Annotated in this window: 17 protein-coding genes; 10 read left to right on the plus strand and 7 right to left on the minus strand. The window is 73.1% G+C overall.

The features are described 5' to 3' along the window. Positions 1–607 (minus strand): PucR family transcriptional regulator ligand-binding domain-containing protein (locus ACFVXK_RS04490; protein ID WP_389610038.1); only part of this gene is annotated, 607 nt, incomplete at its 3' end. Between the two features lie 128 nt (positions 608–735). Between ACFVXK_RS04490 and speB the strand changes: the two genes are divergently transcribed. The 5 genes from speB to ACFVXK_RS04515 all read left to right on the plus strand — a co-directional run bounded on the left by speB (position 736) and on the right by ACFVXK_RS04515 (position 8,047). After that, the gene (gene speB / locus ACFVXK_RS04495) at positions 736–1,704 is read left to right on the plus strand and encodes an agmatinase (protein ID WP_045951081.1); all 969 of its coding nucleotides are present in this window, start codon (positions 736–738) and stop codon (positions 1,702–1,704) included. A 48-nt stretch (positions 1,705–1,752) separates the two neighbouring features. Next, a complete protein-coding gene (locus tag ACFVXK_RS04500) occupies positions 1,753–3,441 on the plus strand; it encodes a thiamine pyrophosphate-binding protein (protein ID WP_389610039.1) in 1,689 nt (562 codons plus the stop codon). 61 nt (positions 3,442–3,502) lie between these two features. Beyond that, on the plus strand, positions 3,503–3,712 hold the full coding sequence (locus ACFVXK_RS04505; protein WP_362145250.1) for a type II toxin-antitoxin system VapB family antitoxin: 210 nt from the start codon (positions 3,503–3,505) through the stop codon (positions 3,710–3,712). Next, positions 3,709–4,140 (plus strand): PIN domain nuclease, encoded by a 432-nt coding sequence (locus ACFVXK_RS04510; protein ID WP_389610040.1) that lies wholly within the window; start codon positions 3,709–3,711, stop codon positions 4,138–4,140. The genes ACFVXK_RS04505 and ACFVXK_RS04510 overlap by 4 nt, the downstream gene beginning before the upstream one ends. Positions 4,141–4,270: 130 nt before the next feature. Beyond that, complete coding sequence (locus ACFVXK_RS04515; protein WP_389610041.1) at positions 4,271–8,047, plus strand: ABC transporter ATP-binding protein; 3,777 nt, start codon at positions 4,271–4,273, stop codon at positions 8,045–8,047. A 31-nt stretch (positions 8,048–8,078) separates the two neighbouring features. Here ACFVXK_RS04515 and ACFVXK_RS04520 read toward each other — a convergent pair whose 3' ends face one another. Beyond that, the gene (locus ACFVXK_RS04520; protein WP_389610042.1) at positions 8,079–8,636 is read right to left on the minus strand and encodes an EF-hand domain-containing protein; all 558 of its coding nucleotides are present in this window, start codon (positions 8,634–8,636) and stop codon (positions 8,079–8,081) included. 126 nt (positions 8,637–8,762) lie between these two features. Between ACFVXK_RS04520 and ACFVXK_RS04525 the strand changes: the two genes are divergently transcribed. Together ACFVXK_RS04525 and ACFVXK_RS04530 are read left to right on the plus strand one after the other, a co-directional pair. Continuing rightward, positions 8,763–9,173 (plus strand): hypothetical protein, encoded by a 411-nt coding sequence (locus ACFVXK_RS04525; RefSeq protein WP_389610043.1) that lies wholly within the window; start codon positions 8,763–8,765, stop codon positions 9,171–9,173. An 86-nt stretch (positions 9,174–9,259) separates the two neighbouring features. Beyond that, positions 9,260–10,738 carry a S28 family serine protease gene (locus ACFVXK_RS04530; protein ID WP_389610044.1) on the plus strand — a complete coding sequence of 493 codons (1,479 nt, stop codon included), beginning with the start codon at positions 9,260–9,262 and terminating at the stop codon, positions 10,736–10,738. A gap of 36 nt (positions 10,739–10,774) precedes the next feature. Here the strand turns inward: ACFVXK_RS04530 and ACFVXK_RS04535 are convergent, their stop codons facing one another. After that, the gene (locus ACFVXK_RS04535) at positions 10,775–12,538 is read right to left on the minus strand and encodes a glycoside hydrolase family 3 protein (RefSeq protein ID WP_389610093.1); all 1,764 of its coding nucleotides are present in this window, start codon (positions 12,536–12,538) and stop codon (positions 10,775–10,777) included. 55 nt (positions 12,539–12,593) lie between these two features. Further along, complete coding sequence (locus tag ACFVXK_RS04540; RefSeq protein ID WP_389610045.1) at positions 12,594–13,553, minus strand: LysR substrate-binding domain-containing protein; 960 nt, start codon at positions 13,551–13,553, stop codon at positions 12,594–12,596. Positions 13,554–13,659: 106 nt separating this feature from the next. Here ACFVXK_RS04540 and ACFVXK_RS04545 point away from each other — a divergent pair, with 106 nt between their 5' ends. Continuing rightward, positions 13,660–14,577 carry an EamA family transporter gene (locus ACFVXK_RS04545; protein ID WP_389610046.1) on the plus strand — a complete coding sequence of 306 codons (918 nt, stop codon included), beginning with the start codon at positions 13,660–13,662 and terminating at the stop codon, positions 14,575–14,577. Positions 14,578–14,595: 18 nt separating this feature from the next. Here ACFVXK_RS04545 and ACFVXK_RS04550 read toward each other — a convergent pair whose 3' ends face one another. Beyond that, positions 14,596–15,114, minus strand: a complete 519-nt coding sequence (locus ACFVXK_RS04550) for a DUF937 domain-containing protein (RefSeq protein ID WP_389610047.1) — start codon at positions 15,112–15,114, stop codon at positions 14,596–14,598. A gap of 276 nt (positions 15,115–15,390) precedes the next feature. Between ACFVXK_RS04550 and ACFVXK_RS04555 the strand changes: the two genes are divergently transcribed. Together ACFVXK_RS04555 and ACFVXK_RS04560 are read left to right on the plus strand one after the other, a co-directional pair. Continuing rightward, positions 15,391–17,637, plus strand: coding sequence for an ATP-dependent RecD-like DNA helicase (locus ACFVXK_RS04555; protein WP_389610048.1), 2,247 nt, complete (start codon positions 15,391–15,393; stop codon positions 17,635–17,637). Positions 17,638–17,819: 182 nt separating this feature from the next. Continuing rightward, positions 17,820–19,109 (plus strand): citrate synthase, encoded by a 1,290-nt coding sequence (locus tag ACFVXK_RS04560; protein ID WP_079427070.1) that lies wholly within the window; start codon positions 17,820–17,822, stop codon positions 19,107–19,109. A 368-nt stretch (positions 19,110–19,477) separates the two neighbouring features. Here ACFVXK_RS04560 and ACFVXK_RS04565 read toward each other — a convergent pair whose 3' ends face one another. Further along, positions 19,478–21,769 (minus strand): heavy metal translocating P-type ATPase, encoded by a 2,292-nt coding sequence (locus ACFVXK_RS04565; protein ID WP_389610049.1) that lies wholly within the window; start codon positions 21,767–21,769, stop codon positions 19,478–19,480. An 88-nt stretch (positions 21,770–21,857) separates the two neighbouring features. Continuing rightward, positions 21,858–22,079 (minus strand): heavy-metal-associated domain-containing protein, encoded by a 222-nt coding sequence (locus ACFVXK_RS04570; RefSeq protein ID WP_388947163.1) that lies wholly within the window; start codon positions 22,077–22,079, stop codon positions 21,858–21,860. Between the last annotated feature and the right edge of the window lie 105 nt (positions 22,080–22,184).

The raw sequence follows: 22,184 nt of genomic DNA on the forward strand, positions 1-22,184 counted from the left end.
CGCCGGCGCCCGGGCGGCGGCCCGCCGGTGCGGGGCGTTCCGCGCCGGGGGCGCCCGCCGCCCCCGGCTCGCCCCCCGGCCCCCACAGCGCCGCCCAGCCCCCCAGGGCCGCCGCCAGGCGGGAGAGGACCGCCGGGACGGGGTCCGGGCGGGCGGCGGCCGAGGCCAGGGACTGCTGGGCTTCCGTGACGCGGCGGAGCTCACGCGTGCGGGCCTCCGCCATCAGCCGCCACACCGTGCGGGCGACCGCCGTGAAGGGGGTCCCGGGCGGCACCTCCACCAGCGGCAGCCCGTACTGCGCGCACGCCTCCGCCAGACCGGGCGGCACGGTCTCGTGCACCGGCGTCACCCCGAAGCCCAGCCCCGCCACCCCGGCCCGCGCCAGCCGGGCCACGTACGCCCCGGAATCCGCGTCCACCAGCCCGGCCCCCGCCGTCAGCAGCAGCTCCCCGCCCAGCAGGTACGGCGACGGATCGGACATCTCCGAGGCGTGGACCCCGTGCACCTCCGCCTCGGCCGGCCCCGCCAGCCGGCGCAGCCCCAGTTCACGGTCGGACAGCAGGGCCGCCAGGGCGACCGGCGCGGTGGGAGGGGCCTCCACGGCCATGGATACTCCGTACACATCGAAAGGGGTCGGTGGATGAAACGTACACTTCGCGCCCCCTCCCCGCCCCCTTACGCTCGAAAGACCGCACCAGCAGGACCCCCAGCAGGACCACCAGAAGGGCACCCCCCATGAGCACCGAGCAGACGCCGCGCGGCCCCGTCGACTCCTCCCGCATCCCGCGCTACGCCGGTCCCGCGACCTTCGCCCGCCTGCCCCGCCTGGACGAGGTCGGCTCCGCCGACGTCGCCGTCGTCGGCGTGCCCTTCGACTCCGGTGTCTCCTACCGCCCCGGCGCCCGCTTCGGCGGCAACGCCATCCGCGAGGCCTCGCGCCTGCTGCGCCCGTACAACCCGGCGCAGGACGCCTCCCCGTTCGCCCTCGCGCAGGTCGCGGACGCCGGTGACATCGCGGTGAACCCCTTCAACATCAACGAGGCCGTCGAGACGGTCGAGGCCGCCGCCGACGAGCTCCTCTCCTCCGGCTCCCGCCTGATGACCCTCGGCGGCGACCACACCATCGCCCTGCCCCTGCTGCGCTCGGTCGCGAAGAAGCACGGCCCGGTCGCCCTGCTGCACTTCGACGCCCACCTGGACACCTGGGACACCTACTTCGGCGCCGAGTACACCCACGGCACCCCGTTCCGCCGCGCCGTCGAGGAGGGCATCCTCGACACCGAGGCGCTCTCCCACGTCGGCACCCGCGGCCCGCTGTACGGCAAGCAGGACCTCGACGACGACGCCAAGATGGGCTTCGGCATCGTGACCTCGGCGGACGTCTACCGCCGCGGCGCCGACGAGATCGCCGACCAGCTGCGCCAGCGCATCGGCGACCGCCCGCTGTACATCTCCATCGACATCGACGTCCTGGACCCGGCGCACGCGCCCGGCACCGGCACGCCGGAGGCGGGCGGCATGACCTCCCGCGAGCTGCTGGAGATCATCCGCGGCCTGTCGTCCTGCAACCTCGTTTCCGCCGACGTGGTCGAGGTCGCCCCGGCGTACGATCACGCCGAGATCACCTCGGTCGCGGCCTCGCACACCGCGTACGAGCTCACCACGATCATGAGCCGCCAGATCGCCGCCTCCAAGGCGAAGTAAGGCGAGGCACGGCGGCCCGGCGGCACCGCACGAAGGGCACGCAAGCACGTGACGCACGACCACGACCTGGTTCTCCGCCCCACCGACGCCCAGACGGCGGCCGCCCTGGCCCCGCCGCCGGGCCGCACGGGCGGGGACCTGGTCGTGGAGACGCTGCGCGGCCTCGGCGCGACCACCGTCTTCGGTCTGCCGGGGCAGCACGCGCTCGCCCTCTTCGACGCCGTCGGCCGCTCCGACCTGCACCTGGTCGGCCTGCGCACGGAGAACAACGCGGGCTTCGCCGCCGACGCCTACGGCCGCCTGACGGGCGAGGCGGTCCCGCTGCTGCTCTCCACCGGCCCCGGGGCGCTCATGTCCCTGCCGGCCCTCGCGGAGGCGGCCGCCGCCTCCGCGCCCGTGCTGGCCATCTCCTCCCAGGTCCCGTCCCCGGGCCTGGGCGGGGGCCGGCGCGGGCACCTGCACGAGCTGCGCGAGCAGTCCGCGTCCTTCCGTGACGTGGTGAAGTCCGTCCACACCGCCCGCACCCCCTCCCAGATCCCCTCCGTGGTCGCCGAGGCCTGGGAGTCGGCCCTGACCGCCCCGCACGGCCCCGTCTGGGTGGAGATCCCCGAGGACGTGCTCCGCGCCGAGACGGTGATCCCGCAGGTCACGGGCATGGACGCGAGCCCGCACGAACTGGCCCCGCGCCCGGAGCTGACCGCGCTGGCCGCGCACTGGCTGTCCCGGGCCGCCCGGCCGGTGATCATCGCGGGCGGCGGAGTGGTCCGAGCGGACGCCGCCGGGAAACTCAGGCAGCTCGCCGAGCGCCTGAACGCCCCCGTCGTCACCACCTTCGGCGGCAAGGGCGCCTTCCCCTGGAACCACCCGCTCTCCCTCCAGTCCTGGCTGGAGGACCGCCACATGACGGACTTCCTGGAGGACGCCGACGTCCTCCTCGTCGTGGGTTCGGGCCTGGGGGAACTCAGCTCCAACTACCACACGTTCTTCCCCACCGGCCGGGTCGTCCAGATCGAGGCCGACCTCGGCAAGCTGGAGTCCAACCACCCGGCGCTGGGCATCCACGCGGACGCCCGCCTCGCCCTCCAGGCCCTCCTGGAGACCGTCGAGCCCCGCGAGGACGCCGACGCGCCCGCCCGGGTCCGCGCGGTCCTCGACGCCATCGCGGCCCGCCTCGCCGCCCAGGACCTCACCCTGGAGCAGGGACTCCTCACCTCGATCAGGTCCGCCCTCCCGCCCCGCTCCCCGTCCTTCTGGGACATGACGATCCTGTCCTACTGGGCCTGGTCGGCCTTCGACGCCAAGCACCCGAACACCATGCACTCGGCCCAGGGCGCCGGCGGCCTCGGCTACGCCTTCCCGGCGGCCCTCGGCGCGGCCGTCGCCGAGCCGGGCACCCCGGTCCTCGCGGTCTCCGGCGACGGCGGCGCGATGTACTCGGTGGCCGACCTCGCCACAGCGAAGCAGTACGGCCTCGACGTCACCTGGCTGATCGTGGACGACGGCGGCTACGGCATCCTGCGCGAGTACATGACGGACGCCTTCGACGGCCGCACCACCGCCACCGAACTCACCCGCCCCGACTTCACCGCCCTCGCCGAGTCCTTCGGCGTCCCCGCGGCCACCACCACCCCCGCCACCCTCCGCGAGGACCTCGCCAAGTCCCTCACCACCCCCGGCCCCTCGGTCCTGGTCCTCCCGGCCACCCTGAAGATGTTCGCCCCGACCCACCTGGGCTAGGCGGGGCCTGCTCCGGGCGTTTGGGCATATGCTTCATATGCGCCGAGCCTAGGAGGCATATATGTCGAACCTCTACGTCGACGTCGACGACGAAGCCCTCGCCGAGGCGGCGTCGATACTGGGCACCAAGACGAAGAAGGACACCGTCAACGCGGCGCTGCTCGAAGTGGCCAAGCGGCACCGTCGCCTCCGCGCCCTGGAGCGGCTCGCCGAGATGGGTGAACGGGGAGACTTCGACCTCCTCCTGGACAAGGAGAACTACCGGCGGTGAGCCCGGTCACCCATCTCATCGACACGTCGGCCGTGGCCCGGATCCTGACCGACCCGGCCGTGCGCAAGCCCCTCAGCCGTCACCTCGTCGAGGGGGTGATCGGCATCTGCGAGGTCACCGAGTTGGAGATCCTCTACTCGGCCCGCTCCCTGGCCGACCGGCTGGACAAGGAAGACCTGCTGGCGGAGCTGTTCAACCGGGTCCCCATGCCCGACGCGGTCCACCGGCGCGCCCGCGCCGTCCAGCGGATGCTCACCGACCGGGGCGAGCACCGCAGTGCCGGGCCCGTCGACCTCCTGGTGGCGGCCACCGCCGAGCTGACCGGCCTGACCCTGCTCCACCACGACAAGGACTTCGAGACGATCGCCCGCGTCACGGGCCAGCCGGTCGTGTGGGTCGGGCGCCCCGGAGCACCCGGTACGGCCTAGCCCGTCCGGCCGCTCCCCGCGTGCGCCGGAGGCGCCGGACGTGGATGTTCGAATTGTTGCGGCGGGATGAAATCCGCCGGTCGGAGCGTTGGGGGTCTCGGCAGGACAGGACCTACGGGGAGGCACCCACGTGACGGCGGCGGCTGGCGGGAAACAGGGCTGGGGCAGGCGGCTGGCCGCCTACACCTGGCGGTACAAGCTCAACGTGCTGCTGGCGCTCGGCTCCTCGCTGGCCGGCATGGCCGTCATGGCGCTCGTGCCGCTCGTGACCCGGACCATCATCGACGACGTCATCGGGGACGAGACCAAGGCGATGGCCCCCTGGGCGGGCCTGCTCGTCGGCGCCGCCCTGCTCGTCTACGTGCTGACCTACATACGCCGGTACTACGGCGGCCGCCTCGCCCTCGACGTGCAGCACGACCTGCGCAACGACATGTACGCGACCATCGCCCGCCTCGACGGCCGGCGCCAGGACGAGCTCTCGACCGGCCAGGTCGTCGGGAGGGCCACCAGCGACCTCCAGCTGATCCAGGGCCTGCTGTTCATGCTGCCCATGACCATCGGCAACTTCCTGCTCTTCGGGATATCCCTGGGCGTCATGGTCTGGCTGTCGCCGCTGCTGACCGTGGTCGCGCTGCTGATGGCCCCCGCGCTGTGGTTCATCGCCAAGCGCAGCCGCAAGAAGCTGTTCCCCGCCACCTGGTACGCGCAGAGCCAGGCCGCCGCCGTCGCCACCGTCGTCGACGGCGCCGTGACCGGGGTGCGCGTGGTCAAGGGCTTCGGGCAGGAGGAGCAGGAGACCGGCAAGCTCCGCGAGGCCGGCCGCAGGCTGTTCGGCGGCCGGATGCGCGCCATCCGGATGAACTCCCGCTACACCCCCGCCCTCCAGGCCGTCCCCGCGCTCGGCCAGGTCGCCATGCTGGCCCTCGGCGGCTGGCTGGCCACCCGCGGGCACATCACCCTCGGCACCTTCGTCGCCTTCTCCACCTACCTCGCCCAGCTGGTCGGCCCCGTCCGCATGCTGGCCATGGTGCTGACCGTCGGCCAGCAGGCCCGGGCCGGCGTGGAGCGGGTCTTCGAGCTGATCGACACCGAGCCGGTCATCGAGGAGGGGACGCGGGAACTGCCGGCCGACGCGCCCGCCACCGTCGAGTTCGACGGCGTCCGCTTCGGCTACGACCCCGAGCGGCCCGTCCTCGACGGGTTCTCGCTCACCGTCGCCGAGGGCGAGACCGTCGCCGTCGTCGGCGCCTCGGGCTCCGGCAAGTCCACCGTCTCCCTGCTCCTGCCGCGCTTCTACGACGCCGACCACGGCACCGTCCGCGTCGGCGGCCACGACGTGCGCGAGCTGACGTACGACTCGCTGCGCGCCGCCATCGGCCTGGTGCCCGAGGACTCGTTCCTCTTCTCCGACACCATCCGCGCCAACCTCGCCTTCGGCCGCCCCGACGCCACCGACGAGGAGATCCGCGCGGCCGCCCGCGCGGCCCAAGCGGAATCGTTCATTCAAGCCCTCCCCGCCGGCTACGACACCAAGGTCGGCGAACAGGGCCTGACCCTCTCCGGCGGCCAGCGCCAGCGCATCGCGCTCGCCCGCGCCCTCCTCACCGACCCCCGGCTCCTCCTCCTCGACGACGCCACCTCCGCCGTCGACGCCCGGGTCGAGCACGAGATCCACGAGGCCCTGCGCGCCGTCATGGCCGGCCGCACCACCCTGCTGATCGCCCACCGCCGCTCCACCCTCGCCCTCGCCGACCGGATCGCCGTGCTCGACGGCGGCCGCCTCGCCGACATCGGCACGCACGAGGAACTGGAGCGCCGCTCCCCCCTCTACCGCCGCCTGCTCACCGACCCCGAGGCCCTCGGCGCCGGCTCCCCGCGCACCCCCGACGCGCTCTCCATGGCCGAGTTCGAACGGGACGTGGAGCGCGACCTGGAACGGGACATCGAGCTGGAAGCCGAGATCGACTCCGAACCCGTGAACGCCAAGCGGCGCGTGGTCGACGGGGTCACCCCCGAGCTGTGGCGGCGCCAGGACAAGGCCGAGGAGCCCGCGCCGGGCGCCACCCCCGAACTGCTCGCGCAGGTCGCCGCGCTCCCCCCGGCCGACGACCGGCCGGAAGTGGACGAGGAGCGGGCCGCGGCCGCCGAGGAGAGCTACGGCCTGCGCCGGCTGCTGCACGGCTTCTGGGCCCCGCTCGCCGTCAGCCTCGGCCTGGTCGCCCTCGACGCGGGCGCCGGCCTGCTCCTGCCGGTGCTGATCCGGCACGGCATCGACCAGGGCGTGCAGAAGGCCGCCCTCGGCGCGGTGTGGGCCGCCGCGGGCCTCGCCCTGGCCGTCGTGATCGCCCAGTGGGCCGCGCAGTTCGCCGAGACCCGGATGACCGGCCGCACCGGCGAACGCGTGCTCTACGCCCTGCGCGTCAAGATCTTCGCCCAGCTCCAGCGCCTCGGCCTGGACTACTACGAGCGCGAGCTCACCGGCAAGATCATGACCCGGATGACCACCGACGTGGACTCCCTCTCCAGCTTCCTGCAGACCGGGCTGGTCACCGCCGTCGTCTCGGTCCTCACCTTCTTCGGCATCCTGGTCGCCCTGCTCGTCCTCGACCTCGAACTCGCGCTGATCGTCTTCGCCACCCTGCCCGTGCTGGTCCTCGCCACGGTCGTCTTCCGCCGCAAGTCGGTCGCCGCGTACGAGCTCGCCCGCGACCGGGTCAGCCTGGTCAACGCCGACCTCCAGGAGTCCGTCGCCGGGCTGCGGCTGGTCCAGGCCTTCCGCCGCCAGCACTCCGGCGCCGTCCGCTTCGCCGAGCGCAGCGACTCCTACCGCCAGGCCCGGGTGCGCGGCCAGTGGCTGATATCCGTCTACTTCCCCTTCGTCCAGCTGCTGTCCTCGGGCGCGGCGGCGGCCGTGCTGATCGTCGGCGCGGGCCGGGTCGAGGCGGCCACCCTCACCACCGGCGCGCTGGTGGCCTACCTGCTCTACATCGACCTGTTCTTCGCCCCGGTCCAGCAGCTCTCCCAGGTCTTCGACGGCTACCAGCAGGCCACCGTCTCCCTCGGCCGCATCCAGGACCTGCTGCGCGAGCCCACCACCACCCCGCCCCCGGCCGCGCCCCGCGAGCTCGCCGCCCTGAGCGGGGAGATCGCCTTCGAGGACGTGCGCTTCGCGTACGCCACCGCCGAGGAGCGCGGCGAGAACGGCGAGGCGCTGGGCGGCATCAGCCTGCGGATACCCGCCGGGCAGACCGTCGCCTTCGTCGGCGAGACCGGCGCCGGGAAGTCCACGCTGGTCAAGATGGTGGCCCGGTTCTACGACCCGACCTCCGGCCGGGTCACCGCCGACGGCACCGACCTGCGCGAGCTGGACCTGACGGCGTACCGCCACCGGCTGGGGGTCGTCCCCCAGGAGTCGTACCTCTTCCCGGGGACGGTCCGCGACGCCATCGCCTACGGGCGGCCGGAGGCGTCCGACGCCGAGGTGGAGGCGGCCGCCCGCGCGGTCGGCGCGCACGACATGATCGCCACCCTCGACGGCGGCTACCTGCACACCGTCGCCGAGCGGGGCCGCAACCTCTCCGCGGGCCAGCGCCAGCTGATCGCACTGGCCCGCGCCGAGCTCGTCGACCCGGACGTCCTGCTGCTCGACGAGGCCACCGCCGCCCTGGACCTGGCCACCGAGGCCCAGGTCAACCAGGCCACCGACCGGCTGGCGGGCAAGCGGACCACCCTGGTGGTGGCGCACCGGCTGACCACCGCCGCCCGGGCCGACCGGGTGGTGGTCATGGAGCGCGGCCGGGTCGTCGAGGACGGCAGCCACGCCGAACTGCTGGCCCGGGGCGGCCGCTACGCCGTGCTGTGGCGGACCTTCGCCGGGGAGGACGAGCCGGCCGCCGCCGCGTAGCGCAGGCCCCGCCAGTGGTGCGCCCCGGGTGTCAGAGCTCGCCGAAGAGCAGGTTGCCCGGGGCGTCCTCGTCCTCACCGGTGTAGTACTCGCGTACCGCTTCGAGGAGTTCGTCCAGCGACAGGTAGCCGTCGTGGTTCTTGTCGATCCGCTCGAAGAGGACGTCCGCGGCGGCGGGCTCCAGCCGGGTGTCGAAGGCCAGCTGCGCCTTGTGGAACTCCTCGGGGCTGATGTGCCCGTCCCCGTTGGTGTCGGCGACCGTGAGCATCGCCTTCATCATCGGCCGGAAGGACTTCTCGTAGGCCGGGCCGCCGTCCTTGTAGAGGCGGGTCATCCCGTCCCGGTACTGCTGCGGCGTCAGCTTCTGGTCCTGGCCCACACCCAGCTCGTTGAAGAGGTCCACCCAGAAGTCGGTGAGACCGCGGAACACCTCGGTCGCCTTGGGGGAGTCGGCCGGCTCGGCCAGCGCGGTCAGCAGCCGGGTGCCGAGCGCGATCATGTCCTTCTCGTCGATCACGCCGTTGTCGTCCGCGTCCAGGTGCGCGAACGCACGCTCCAGCTTCCGGTCGAGCAGGTCGGTGGTCGTCATGGGAGGACGCCTTTCGTGACTACGGTGAGCATGCGGTCGATCGCCCAGGGTAGTGCAACCTTCCGGTGGTCCGGCGCGTCGTACGTACGTCAGTACGTGTTACGTACGACCGATCGGGGGGTCAGGGTGTCTCAGGGGTGGAAGGCGCGCGGGGCGCGGCGGCGGGGGGTCTCCCTCGGGGTGTTCGGGGCGGCGCTCTGGCTGGCCGTGGGCGGGGTGTTCGCGGCGGCGCCGCGGGCGGCGGCGGCCACCGGCGGCTGCCCGGGCGAACTGGCCGCGACGCTGCCGCTGCCGGACGCCGAGGTGCGCGTGTACAAGAGCCGGACGCAGGTCTGCGCGGTGAACGTCGCCCTGCACCCCGGGGCGCGCCGACACCTCGCGGTGAGCGTTCAGCCGCGCGGTGGCGTCCCCGTGGGCGATGCGGGGCAATTCACCCGCTACGCCGGCCCCGTCACCGTCGCCGCGATCAACCGCTGTGTGTATGTAAAGGGCAGCGTCGTGGCCGGATCGGTGGAATCCGGCTGGATCCTGTGCTGACGTAGCGGCCCAACCGGTACTGTTCACGGGCGTGTTGACCCCGCTAGGTTCACGGCGACCACCAGTGGACCGAATGGGGAGAGTGCATGCGCAAGACGCTTGGCCGGCTGCTGCCGCTCGCGGTGCTGATCGGCACCATCGGCTCGGTCGGCCTCACGGCTCAGGCGGCCACCGCCGCAGAGCCGGCCGCCGCCGCGCCGACCACCGCGGGGCAGGGCGCCACCGCGGACATCAAGGACCGGATCCTCGCCATCCCGGGCATGAGCCTGATCGAGGAGAAGCCGTACCCCGGCTACCGGTTCTTCGTGCTGAACTACGAGCAGCCGATCGACCACCGGCAGCCGTGGAAGGGCACCTTCAAGCAGCGCATCACCCTGCTGCACAAGGACGAGTCCCGGCCGACGGTGTTCTACACCTCCGGCTACAACGTCAACACCAACCCGCGCCGCTCCGAGCCGACGACCATAGTCGACGGCAACCAGGTGTCCATGGAGTATCGATTCTTCAACCCGTCCCGCCCCGACCCGGCGGACTGGTCGAAGCTCGACATCTGGCAGGCGGCCAGCGACCAGCACCGGATCTACACCGCCCTCAAGAAGATCTACGGCAAGAACTGGCTCGCCACGGGCGGCAGCAAGGGCGGCATGACGGCGACGTACTTCGAGCGGTTCTACCCGCACGACATGGACGGGGTCGTCGCCTACGTCGCGCCCAACGACGTCGTCAACAAGGAGGACTCGGCGTACGACCGGTTCCTCTCCAAGGTCGGCACCAAGGAGTGCCGCGACAAGCTGGCCGGCGTCCAGCGCGAGGCCCTGGTCCGGCGCGAGCCGCTGGAGGCCAAGTACAAGGAGGCCGCCGCCGCGAACGGCTGGACCTTCAACACGGTCGGCAGCCTGGACAAGGCCTTCGAGGCCGTCGTCCTCGACTACACCTGGGCCTTCTGGCAGTACAGCCTGCTCTCCGACTGCGCCGCCATCCCCGACGCCAAGACCGCGACCGACCAGCAGATCTGGGACAGCGTCGACACCATCTCCGGCTTCTCGGCCTACGCCGACCAGGGCCTGGAGACGTTCACGCCGTACTACTACCAGGCCGGCACCCAGCTCGGCTCGCCCGACATCAAGCAGCCCTGGCTCAAGGGGCTGAGCCGCTACGGCTACCAGCCGCCGCGCGACTTCGTGCCGCGTGACATCCCCATGACCTTCCAGCCGGGGGCCATGGCGGACGTGGACAACTGGGTGAAGAACAACGCCCACCAGATGCTGTTCGTGTACGGGCAGAACGACCCGTGGGGCGCCGAGCCCTTCCACGTCGGCTACGGGGCCACCGACAGCTACGTGATGATCGCGCCGGGCGCCAACCACGGGGCCAACGTCGCCAAGCTCCAGGACGGCGAGCGGGCCCTGGCCACCGCCCGCATCCAGGCGTGGGCCGACGTCACCCCGGCCGCGGGCCCCGCCGGTTCGGCCACGGCGAAGGCCGTCCCGCAGCCGGCCCCGCTGGCCGCCCCGGACCCGGAGCTCGACCGGACCGACCTGCGCCACGACTCGCTGCGCCCGTAGCGCGGCGGTCCCCGCCGGGCCGCGGGCCGGGGTGCCTCAGTACCCCAGCCCGTGGCCCAGCGGATAGCGGCCCGGAACCGGGACGGGGAGCCGGCCGCGCGGCCGCTCCGCCCCCGTCAGCACCCGGGCCGCGGCCCGCATCTCCACGTCCGCCCACGTGTACGTGGCCACCTCGGCCGCGCAGTCGGGCAGCCGCGCCGGGTCGTACGGGTTGCGGACCGCCACCAGCACCACCGGCACGCCCGTCGCGACCAGGTCCGCCACCAGCGTCCGTTGCGGACTCTCGCCCTCCGGCACGTTGTACGTGCACACCACCACCGCCGCGCAGCCCGGTGCGGCCGCCACCGCCCGATCCGTGGGCAGGGCCTGCGCCCGGCAGCCCAGGGCCGCCAGCTCCCGCGCGAGGACCTGCGCGGGAGGTCCGGTCGTGCCCGTGGGGGAGGGCGGCTCGGCGCCCGTCACCAGCAGCCGGGGGCCGGACGCCGCGTCCAGGGGCAGCAGCCCGCGCGGATTGGCCAGCAGGGTGGTCGTACCGGCGGTGATCGCGTCGGCCGCCTCCAGGTGCTCCCGGGTGCCCACGAGCGCGTCCACCCGGCCCTCGTCGGCGTACGGGTCCTCGAACAGGCCCCGGCGGGCCTTGACCTCCAGGATCCGCAGCACCGACTCCTCGATCCGCTCCCGGGTCAGCTCGCCCGACCCGACCGCCGCGAGCACGCTGCGGTACGCCAGCCCCAGGTCGGGCGCGTTCAGCAGCTGGTCGCAGCCCGCCTTCAGGGCCAGCACCGGCACCCGGTCGTCCCCGTACTTCTGCCGGACCCCGGCCATGTCCAGGGCGTCGGTCACCACCACCCCCCGGAAGCCCAGCCGTTCGCGCAGGATGCCGGTCACGACGGGGTGCGAGAGGGTCGCCGGGTCACCCGAGGGGTCGAGGGCGGGGAAGACGATGTGCGCCGTCATCACCACGTCCGCGCCCGCCTCCACGGCCGCCCGGAACGGGGGCTCGTCCAGCTCCTCCCACTGGGCCCGGCTGTGCCGCATCACCGGCAGCCCGACGTGGCTGTCGGTCTCGGTGTCCCCGTGGCCCGGGAAGTGCTTGGCGGTCGCCGCCACCCCCGCCGCCTGGTAGCCGCGCACCTGGGCCGCCGCCAGCTCCGCCACCGCGGCCGGGTCGGAGCCGAAGGAGCGCACCCCGATCACCGGATTGGCCGGATTCACGTTGACGTCCGCCACCGGGGCGTAGTCCTGCCGCACGCCCAGCGCGGCCAGTTCGGCCCCCGCCAGCCGGGCCGCCCGGCGGGCCTCGGCCGGGGAGCCGCCCGCGCCGAGGGCCATCGCGCCCGGGAGCAGGGTCGCGGGCCGGCCGATGCGGGCGACGGCCCCGTGCTCCTGGTCGACGGAGAGCAGCAGCGGGATCCCGGCGCCGGAGCCCGCGGCGGCCCGCTGGAGGCCGTTGGACAGGGCGGCGATCTGCTGCGGGGAGCGGGTGTTGTGCGCCCAGGCGAAGTAGACGATCCCGCCGAGGTGGTAGCGGGCCACCAGCTCGGCGGCGGTGCGCACCCCGAACTGGGCCTGGTTCAGGTCCGCGTCGGCCGGGTCGGGGTCGGTCGCCGAGTGCCCGTAGGCGCGGGAGACGAACAGCTGCCCCACCAGCTCGGGCAGTTCCATCGAGGCCGTCAGGGCGCGCAGCCGCTCCCGCTCCGGGCGGCGGCCCGGCGGGGCCCCGGGGGGACGCGGGTCGTCGGGCGTGCGGCGGGAGCCCACGGCGCAGGAGGCGGCACCGGCGGCCGTGGCGGCGGCCATGGCCGCGGCGGCGAGCAGGGCCCGGCGGGAGGCGTGGTACGGCACCCCCGGGACCCTACTCCCGCACCGCGCCCCCCGCCCCCGGGACACTCGAACCGTCCGGCGGAATCCGGCCGGACACGGCCGGCCAGTGCTCCTGGAGGGCGCGGACGGTCTCGGTGATCGCCGGCCGGCGGGAGGCGCCCGTCCGCCACAGGGCGTACAGCCGGCGCACCGGGACCGGCTCCAGGGGGACGGCCACCGCGCCCGGCGGCAGCGGCCCGGTGCCCAGCCGGGGCACCACCGCGATCCCGAGCCCGGCCGCGACCAGGGCGACGATGGTGTGGTTCTCCTCGGCCATGTGCGCGACGTCCGGCTCGAACCCGGCCGTGCGCAGGGTCCGCACCAGCCAGTCGTGGCAGACCCGGCCGGGCGGCTGGCACACCCACCGCTGGCCGCCCAGGTCCGCCCGCCGCACCAGCCGCCGGGCGGTGAAGGGGTGCCCGGCCGGTACCACCAGGTCGCAGCGGTCGTCCCCGATCAGCGCCTGCTCCACGCCCTCGGGGGCGGGCAGCGGGGCGATGTCCCAGTCGTGGGCCACCGCCAGGTCGGTGACCCCCCGGGCCACCAGGTCCACCGAGAGGTGCGGGTCCACCTCCGTGAGGCGTACGTCCAGCGCCGGATGACGGGCCGCCAGGCCGGCCAGCACCCCGGGGAGCAGGCCGCGCGCCGCCGAGGCGAAGGCGGCCACCGTCAGCAGCCCGCTGGGCCGGCCGCGCCGTTCCTCCAGGGTGGTCTCGGCCCGCTCGACGATCGCGAGCAGCTGCCGGGCGGTCTCGGCCAGGTGCCGGGCCTCCTCGGTGAGGGCGACGCCGCGGCCGCGCCGCTCCAGGAGGGTGGTGCGGGTCTCCCGTTCGAGTTTGCCGATCTGCTGGGAGACGGCCGAGGGGGTGTAGCCGAGGGCGGCGGCCGCGGCAGCCACGGAGCCGTGGACGGAGACGGCGTGCAGGGCGCGCAGCCGGGGCAGGTCGAGCATCCGGCCATCGTAGGGGGTGGGGGCGGACACTCATAAGGAACGCTTCATCCATCCCTGAAGGGATGCGCGCTGGTGCTACATGGTGGGGGCGGCGGATGCTCGGTCCATGCGTCCCGTACACACCGCTCTCGCCGTACTCGTCGCCGCCGTCTGGGGGTTCAACTTCGTCGTCATCCAGATCGGGCTCGGCCACTTCCCGCCGCTGCTGCTGTCCGCCCTGCGCTTCCTCGTCGCCGCGCTGCCCGCCGTCTTCTTCGTCGGGCGGCCCAAGGTCGCCTGGAAGTGGATCGTGGGGGTCGGGGTGGCCCTGGGCATCGCCAAGTTCGGGCTGCTGTTCACGGGCATGGCCGCCGGGATGCCGGCCGGGCTGTCCTCGCTGGTGCTCCAGATCCAGGCCGTGTTCACCGCCGTCCTCGCCGCCGCCGTGCTGCGCGAGCGGCCCGGGCCGGTGCGGCTGCTGGGCATGGCCGTGGCGCTGGCCGGGATCGCCGTCGCCGCGGTGGACACCGGGCTGTCCGGCCCGGCGACCGGGTTCACCCTGGTCGTGGCGGCCGCCGCCTGCTGGGGCGTGTCCAACGTGCTCACCCGCAAGGCCGCCCCGCCCGACGCGCTGAACTTCATGGTGTGGGTGTGCACCGTCCCCGTGCTGCCGCTGCTGGGGCTCTCGCTGCTGCTGGAGGGGCCCGACCGGGACCTGGCCGCGCTGCGTTCCCTGGACTGGTCGGGGGCGGCCGTCATCGGCTACGTCGCCTGGGTGTCCACGGTGTTCGGCTTCGCCGCCTGGGGCCACCTGCTGCGCCGCTACCCGGCCTCGGCCGTGGCGCCGTTCTCGCTGCTGGTGCCGGTGTTCGGGATGTCCTCGGCCGCGCTGGTGCTGGGGGAGCCGGTCTCGGGGCCGCGCTGGCTGGCGGCGGTGCTGCTGGTCGGCGGGGTGGGGCTGACCTCACTGGCCCCGGCGGGCGGCAGGCGGGGCGCGGCGCCGGCCGCGGGGGCCCCGGCCGCGGCGGTGGGGGCGGCCCGGTAGGGGCGGCCCCCGTCGCGGCTACTTCTTGCCGCCGCCGAGGATCTGGCCCAGCAGGTCGCCGAGGCCGCCGCCCTCCGCGGGGGCGGCGCCCGGGGCGGGGGCTCCGGCGGTGGGCGCGCCCTTGTTCGCGGCGGCGCGCTTGGCGAAGACGGCCAGCACGACCGGGATCACCATCTCGATGACGCGGGAGACGGTCGGGGCGGGGATGCCCGTCTTCTTCGAGACCGCTTCGGCCACCGGCTTGCTCGCCTTGGCGAGCACCCCGGCCATCATCCCGCCGCCGAGCAGTCCGCCGAGGCCGCCGCCGAGGGTGGCCACGCCCTGGAGCGGCGGCTGGGCCACCTCGGCGAAGGCCTGGCGGACCTCGTCGTCCCCGCCTTCGGCCTTCTCCTGGAGGCCGCCGGTCATCGCCCCGACGGTGTGCGCGACGGTCTCGCGGGCGCCGTCGGCGTCGGTGCCGATCAGACCGGCGATCTCCTGGAGCTTGTCGTCGCCGAGCTCCTGCATCACGTCGTCCTGGAAGGAAGATTCGCTCATGCCTGGAACGCTACGTGTGCACGGATTTATCGGCATCTCAGAGCAACCCGGAAGGCACCGTCTGTAACGGAAAGGTAAAGCTGTGATTCCGCATGCAACCCTTCGCGCCGGGCGCGGGTCGTATGGTGCGTCGGGACTTCCGGGAGGGGATCTGGGGGGATCGGGAAGTCCGACGAGGGAGGGGTAACCGTGAGGGGGTCCGGCCGTGAGGCCGGACCCCCTTTCGTTTCTCCACAGGCCCGCCGGGCTGTCGGCGCGGGACGGTAGCTTCGTGCCATGGCGAACAACGGGGTGGTGCAACTTGCGGTGGTCGAGGGGGTGCTGGAGCGCATCACCTACGCCAACGAGGAGAGCGGCTACACGGTCGCCCGGGTGGACACGGGCCGGGGCGCGGGCGACCTGCTGACCGTCGTCGGCTCGCTGCTGGGCGCGCAGCCCGGCGAGTCCCTGCGGATGGAGGGCCGCTGGGGTTCGCACCCGCAGTACGGCAGGCAGTTCACCGTCGAGAACTACTCGACGGTCCTGCCCGCCACCATCCAGGGCATCCGGCGCTACCTGGGCTCCGGCCTGATCAAGGGCATCGGGCCGAGGATCGCCGACCGGATCGTGGAGCACTTCGGCCTCGACACCCTCGACGTCATCGAGGGGGAGCCGAAGCGGCTCGTCGAGGTGCCGGGCCTGGGCCCCAAGCGGACCAGGCTCATCGGCGCCGCCTGGGAGGAGCAGAAGGCCATCAAGGAGGTCATGGTCTTCCTCCAGGGCGTCGGCGTCTCCACCTCCATCGCCGTCCGCATCTACAAGAAGTACGGGGACGCCTCCATCTCGGTGGTGAAGAACCACCCCTACCGGCTCGCCGCCGACGTCTGGGGCATCGGCTTCCTGACCGCCGACCGCATCGCCCAGGCCGTCGGCATCCCGCACGACAGCCCCGAGCGGGTCCGGGCGGGCCTGCAGTACGCGCTGTCCCAGTCCGCCGACCAGGGCCACTGCTTCCTCCCCCAGGAGCGGCTCATCTCCGACGGGGTGAAGCTGCTCCAGGTGGACACGGGGCTGGTCATCGAGTGCCTGGCCGAGCTCGCCGCCGATCCGGAAGGGGTCGTACGGGAGGCCGTGCCCGATCCCCAGGGCGGCCCCGATCCGCTCACGGCCGTCTACCTGGTCCCCTTCCACCGGGCCGAGCTGTCCCTGGTGGGACAGGTCCGCCGGCTGCTGGGCGCCGAGGAGGACCGGATGCCGGGCTTCCGGGACGTGGACTGGGACAAGGCCCTGGGCTGGCTGGCGAAACGGACGGGGGCCACCCTCGCCCCCGAGCAGCGGGACGCGGTGCGGCTGGCGCTGACCCGCCGGGTCGCCGTCCTCACCGGCGGGCCGGGCTGCGGGAAGTCGTTCACCGTGCGCTCCATCGTGGAACTGGCCCGGGCCAAGAAGGCCAAGGTGGTCCTCGCCGCCCCCACCGGCCGGGCGGCGAAGCGGCTCTCCGAGCTCACGGGGGCGGAGGCCTCCACAGTGCACCGGCTGCTGGAGCTCAAACCCGGCGGGGACGCCGCCTACGACCGGGACCGGCCGCTGGACGCCGACCTGGTCGTGGTCGACGAGGCCTCGATGCTGGACCTGCTGCTCGCCAACAAGCTGGTCAAGGCGGTGGCCCCGGGGGCGCACCTGCTGCTGGTCGGCGACGTGGACCAGCTGCCCTCGGTCGGCGCGGGGGAGGTGCTGCGGGACCTGCTGGCCGAGGACGGTCCGGTGCCCGCCGTCCGGCTCACCCGGATCTTCCGCCAGGCCCAGCAGTCGGGCGTGGTCACCAACGCCCACCGGATCAACACGGGGGTAGCGCCCATCACGGACGGCCTGCCGGACTTCTTCCTGTTCCCGGAGGAGGACACCGAGGCGGCCGGGATCCTCGCGGTGGACGTGGCGGCCCGCCGGATCCCCGCCCGGTTCGGGCTCGACCCGCGCCGCGACGTCCAGGTGCTGGCGCCCATGCACCGCGGCCCGGCCGGCGCGGGCCACCTCAACGGGCTGCTCCAGCAGGCCGTCACGCCGGCCAGGCCGAACCTGCCGGAGAAGCGGTTCGGCGGGCGGGTCTTCCGGGTTGGTGACAAAGTCACCCAGATCAGGAACAACTATGAGAAGGGTGCCAACGGCGTCTTCAACGGCACCGTCGGCGTGGTGACCGCTATCGACCTGGACGAGCAGCGCTTGACGGTCCGTACGGAGGAGGACGAGGAGGTGGGCTACGAGTTCGCCGAGCTGGACGAGCTGGCGCACGCCTACGCCGTCACCATCCACCGCTCCCAGGGGAGTGAATATCCGGCGGTCGTGATCCCGGTCACGACCGGGGCCTGGATGATGCTCCAGCGGAACCTGCTCTACACGGCTGTGACCAGGGCGAAGAAGCTCGTCGTCCTCGTCGGGTCGCGCAAGGCCCTCGGGCAGGCGGTCCGCACCGTTTCCGCAGGCAGGAGGTTCACGGCGGTCGCCGCCAGGCTCGCCGGACGGATACCGGTGGGAAACATCACCTAGATGATCGATCATTCGGGTTCCCACGGGCCCCGCGGGCAGGGCAGGATGGGGAGGTTGGCGGCACTCAGTGCCGTCAAAAAGACCAAAGGCCGACCCCGAGTGCACTCTCCTGCGCCAAATGGGGGAAGGTAGAGGCAGTCAGGGCACCTCGAAGAAGAGGCACTACGTCGGTGAGGGATGACGTGAGCGACAACTCTGTAGTACTCCGGTACGCGGACGGCGAATACACCTACCCGGTGATCGAGAGCACCGTCGGTGACCAGGGCTTCGACATCGCGAAGCTGAGGGCCCAGACCGGGCTCGTCACTCTGGACAGCGGCTACGGCAACACCGCGGCCTACAAGTCCGCGATTACCTACCTCGACGGTGAGCAGGGCATCCTGCGCTACCGCGGGTACCCGATCGAGCAGCTGGCGGAGCGCTCGACCTTCATCGAGGTCGCCTACCTTCTGATCAACGGTGAGCTGCCGACCGTCGACCAGCTCGCGTCGTTCCGCAACGAGATCACCCAGCACACCCTGCTGCACGAGGACGTCAAGCGGTTCTACGACGGCTTCCCGCGGGACGCCCACCCGATGGCCATGCTGTCCTCGGTCGTCAGCGCGCTGTCCACCTTCTACCAGGACAGCCACAACCCGTTCGACGAGAAGCAGCGCCACCTCTCGACGATCCGCCTGCTGGCCAAGCTCCCGACGATCGCGGCCTACGCGTACAAGAAGTCGGTCGGCCACCCGGTGGTCTACCCGCGTAACGACCTCGGTTACGTCGAGAACTTCCTGCGCATGACCTTCTCCGTGCCGGCCCAGGAGTACGAGCTCGACCCGGTCGTGGTCTCCGCGCTCGACAAGCTGCTGATCCTGCACGCGGACCACGAGCAGAACTGCTCCACCTCCACCGTGCGCCTGGTCGGCTCCTCGCAGGCGAACATGTTCGCCTCGATCTCCGCCGGCATCTCGGCCCTGTGGGGCCCGCTGCACGGTGGCGCCAACCAGTCCGTCCTGGAGATGCTGGAAGGCATCAAGAAGGACGGCGGCGACGTCGACGCCTTCATCCGCAAGGTGAAGAACAAGGAGGACGGCGTCCGCCTGATGGGCTTCGGGCACCGCGTCTACAAGAGCTTCGACCCCCGGGCGAAGATCATCAAGGCCGCGGCGCACGACGTCCTCTCGGCGCTCGGCAAGAGCGACGAGCTGCTGGACATCGCGCTCAAGCTGGAGGAGCACGCGCTCGCCGACGAGTACTTCGTCTCGCGCAACCTCTACCCGAACGTGGACTTCTACACCGGTCTGATCTACCGGGCCATGGGCTTCCCGACCGAGATGTTCACCGTGCTGTTCGCGCTCGGCCGCCTGCCCGGCTGGATCGCCCAGTGGCACGAGATGATCAAGGAGCCCGGCTCCCGCATCGGCCGCCCGCGCCAGATCTACACCGGCGAGGTCCTGCGCGACTTCGTCCCGGTCGAGGCCCGCTGAAGCTGAGCCCCCAGGGCCCGGAGACGCGAAAAGCGCCCCGCCGTCGATCCCCCCACGGGTCGACGAGCGGGGCGCTTCCCTTTCCCCGGCAGCGGATTCCCCCCACGGGACCCGCGCCGGGGCGTCGGTGTGTTGCCGGGACCCGTTCGGGTCGGGAGGGCCGCTCAAAGCTTCCCGAGGGCACGCGTCCCGGCCGGCGAATGCCGCGGACGTCCCCCAAGACCTCCGTGAAACATCCCCCAAGATGTTTCTGGCATCGCCCCATTAGACCCGGGACGACCCCGGATGGTTACGTTGTCATCACTGTGATCTGCGTCTCCAGTGAAGGATGTGTGGAGGCGGGGCGGAGGTGATCCTTCCGCGGGGCCCTACCGGAACGAGCGCAGCCGCAGGCTGTTGGTCACCACGAAGACCGAGGAGAAGGCCATCGCGGCCCCCGCGATCATCGGGTTGAGCAGGCCCGCCGCCGCCAGCGGCAGCGCCGCCACGTTGTAGCCGAAGGCCCAGAACAGGTTGCCCTTGATGGTGGCCAGCGTCCGGCGCGAGAGCCGGATGGCGTCGGCCGCCACCCGCAGGTCGCCCCGGACCAGAGTCAGGTCGCCGGCCTCGATGGCGGCGTCGGTGCCGGTGCCCATGGCCAGGCCCAGGTCGGCCCGGGCGAGGGCGGCCGCGTCGTTGACCCCGTCGCCGACCATGGCGACGGTGCGGCCCTCGGCCTGGAGCCGGCGGACCACGTCCACCTTGTCCTGCGGGAGCACCTCGGCGATCACCTCGTCGATGCCGACCTCGCGCGCCACCGTCTCGGCCACCGCCCGGTTGTCCCCGGTCAGCAGGACCGGGGTCAGCCCGAGCGCCCGCAGCCGGGCCACGGCCTCGGCGCTGGTCGGCTTCACGGCGTCGGCGACGGTCAGCACCCCGCGGGCCTCCCCCTCCCAGGCGACCAGCACCGCCGTGCTGCCGGAGGCCTCGGCGGCGGCCGCCGCCGAGGCGAGGCCGGCGGGCAGGGCGATGCCCCGTTCGGCCAGCAGCCGTTCGCGCCCGACGAGGACGGAGCGGCCCTCGACCACGCCCTGGACGCCCAGTCCGGCGAGGTTGGCGAAGGCCTCGGGGGCCGGCAGCCCGCCCGCCGCCCCGGCCGCCCCGGCCGCCTCGGCGGCTCCGGCGGCGACGGCCCGGGCGATGGGGTGCTCGGAGGCGTGCTCCAGGGCTCCGGCGAGCCGCAGCAGCTCCTTCTCGTCCACCCCGTCGGCGGGGTGCACCCCGGAGAGGGCCATCCGGCCGGTGGTCACCGTTCCGGTCTTGTCCAGCACGACGGTGTCGACCCGGCGGGTGGACTCCAGCACCTCCGGGCCCTTGATCAGGATGCCGAGTTGGGCGCCCCGCCCGGTGCCGACCATCAGGGCGGTCGGGGTGGCCAGGCCCAGGGCACAGGGGCAGGCGATGATCAGGACGGCCACGGCGGCGGTGAAGGCGGCGGTGGCGTCGTCGGTGATCAGCAGCCAGGCCACCCAGGTGCCGAGCGCGAGCAGCAGCACGACGGGCACGAAGACCCCGGAGATCCGGTCGGCGAGCCGCTGCACCTCGGCCTTGCCGTTCTGCGCCTCCTCCACCAGGGCGGCCATCCGGGCGAGCTGGGTGTCGGCCCCGACCCGGGTGGCCTCCACGACGAGCCGGCCGGAGGTGTTGACGGTGGCTCCGGTGACGGCGTCCCCGACGGTGACGTCCACCGGCAGGGACTCGCCGGTCAGCATCGAGGCGTCCACGGCGGAGGACCCCTCGACCACCCTGCCGTCGGTGGCGACCTTCTCCCCGGGCCGGACGACGAAGCGGTCGCCCGCGACGAGGGAGCCCACCGGGATCCGGACCTCCCGGCCGCCCCGGAGCACGGCCACGTCCTTGGCGCCCAGATCCAGCAGGGCCCGCAGGGCCGCGCCGGCCTTCCGCTTGGAGCGGGCCTCCAGGTACCGGCCGAGCAGGATGAAGGTGACGACGCCCGCCGCGACCTCCAGGTAGAGGGAGGAGGAGGCGTCGGCGCGGGTGACGGTCAGGTCGAACCCGTGCCGCATGCCGGTCATGCCCGCGTGCCCGAAGAACAGGGCCCACAGGGACCAGGCGTAGGCGGCCAGCGTGCCGACCGACACCAGGGTGTCCATGGTCGCGGCGCCGTGCCGGGCGTTGGTCCAGGCGGCCCGGTGGAAGGGCAGGGCGCCCCAGACCACGACGGGGGAGGCCAGGGTCAGGCAGAGCCACTGCCAGTTGTCGAACTGCAGGGCCGGCACCATCGAGAGCAGGACGACGGGCAGGGCCAGGGCGGCGGACACGAGCAGCCGCTGCCGCAGGGCGTCGAGCGCGGGATCGCCCCCGCCCCGGGGGCCCGGGCCGGGCGCGGACTCGGACCCGGATACGGGCTCGGGCTCCGGCGGCGGGGGCTCCTCGGCCGTGTACCCGGTCCTGACCACCGTGGCGATCAGATCGGCCACCTCGACGCCGCCGCCGTAGGAGACACGGGCCTTCTCGGTGGCGTAGTTGACCGTGGCGCTGACCCCGTCCATCCGGTTCAGCTTCTTCTCGACGCGGGCCGCGCAGGAGGCGCAGGTCATTCCGCCGATGGTCAGCTCGACCTCGGCTATGGGCCCCTCGTGCACTGTGCTGCTGCTCATGTCCCGCTCCGGGGGAAGGGCCGGGCCGCACGGTCCAGTCGGGGGCTGGCGGGTACGGCCCGGCGGGGTGCTGCGGAAAGGACGGGGCTCAGACCTGGCCGGCGAGCTCGTAGCCGGCCTCGTCCACGGCGGCGCGCACGTCGGCCTCGGCGAGCGGGGCGGCGGACACGACGGTGACCTCACCGGTGGAGGCGACGGCCTTGACGGAGGTGACACCCGGCAGGGCGGTCAGCTCGGCGGTCACGGCGCCCTCGCAGTGCCCGCAGGTCATTCCGGTGACCTTGTACACGGTTTCCGTCACGGCGGTCATGTCGTTCTCCTATCAGGGGGTGTCTCTCTACTATCAGAGACTATACCCCTAGGGGGTATCAAGCGAGCATCCGGCGGTCCTCCGGTACGAGTCGACCGGGTCTGT

The organism is Streptomyces sp. NPDC058157 (genome assembly GCF_042884105.1).
In the GTDB taxonomy this organism is placed as follows: Bacteria; Actinomycetota; Actinomycetes; order Streptomycetales; family Streptomycetaceae; genus Streptomyces.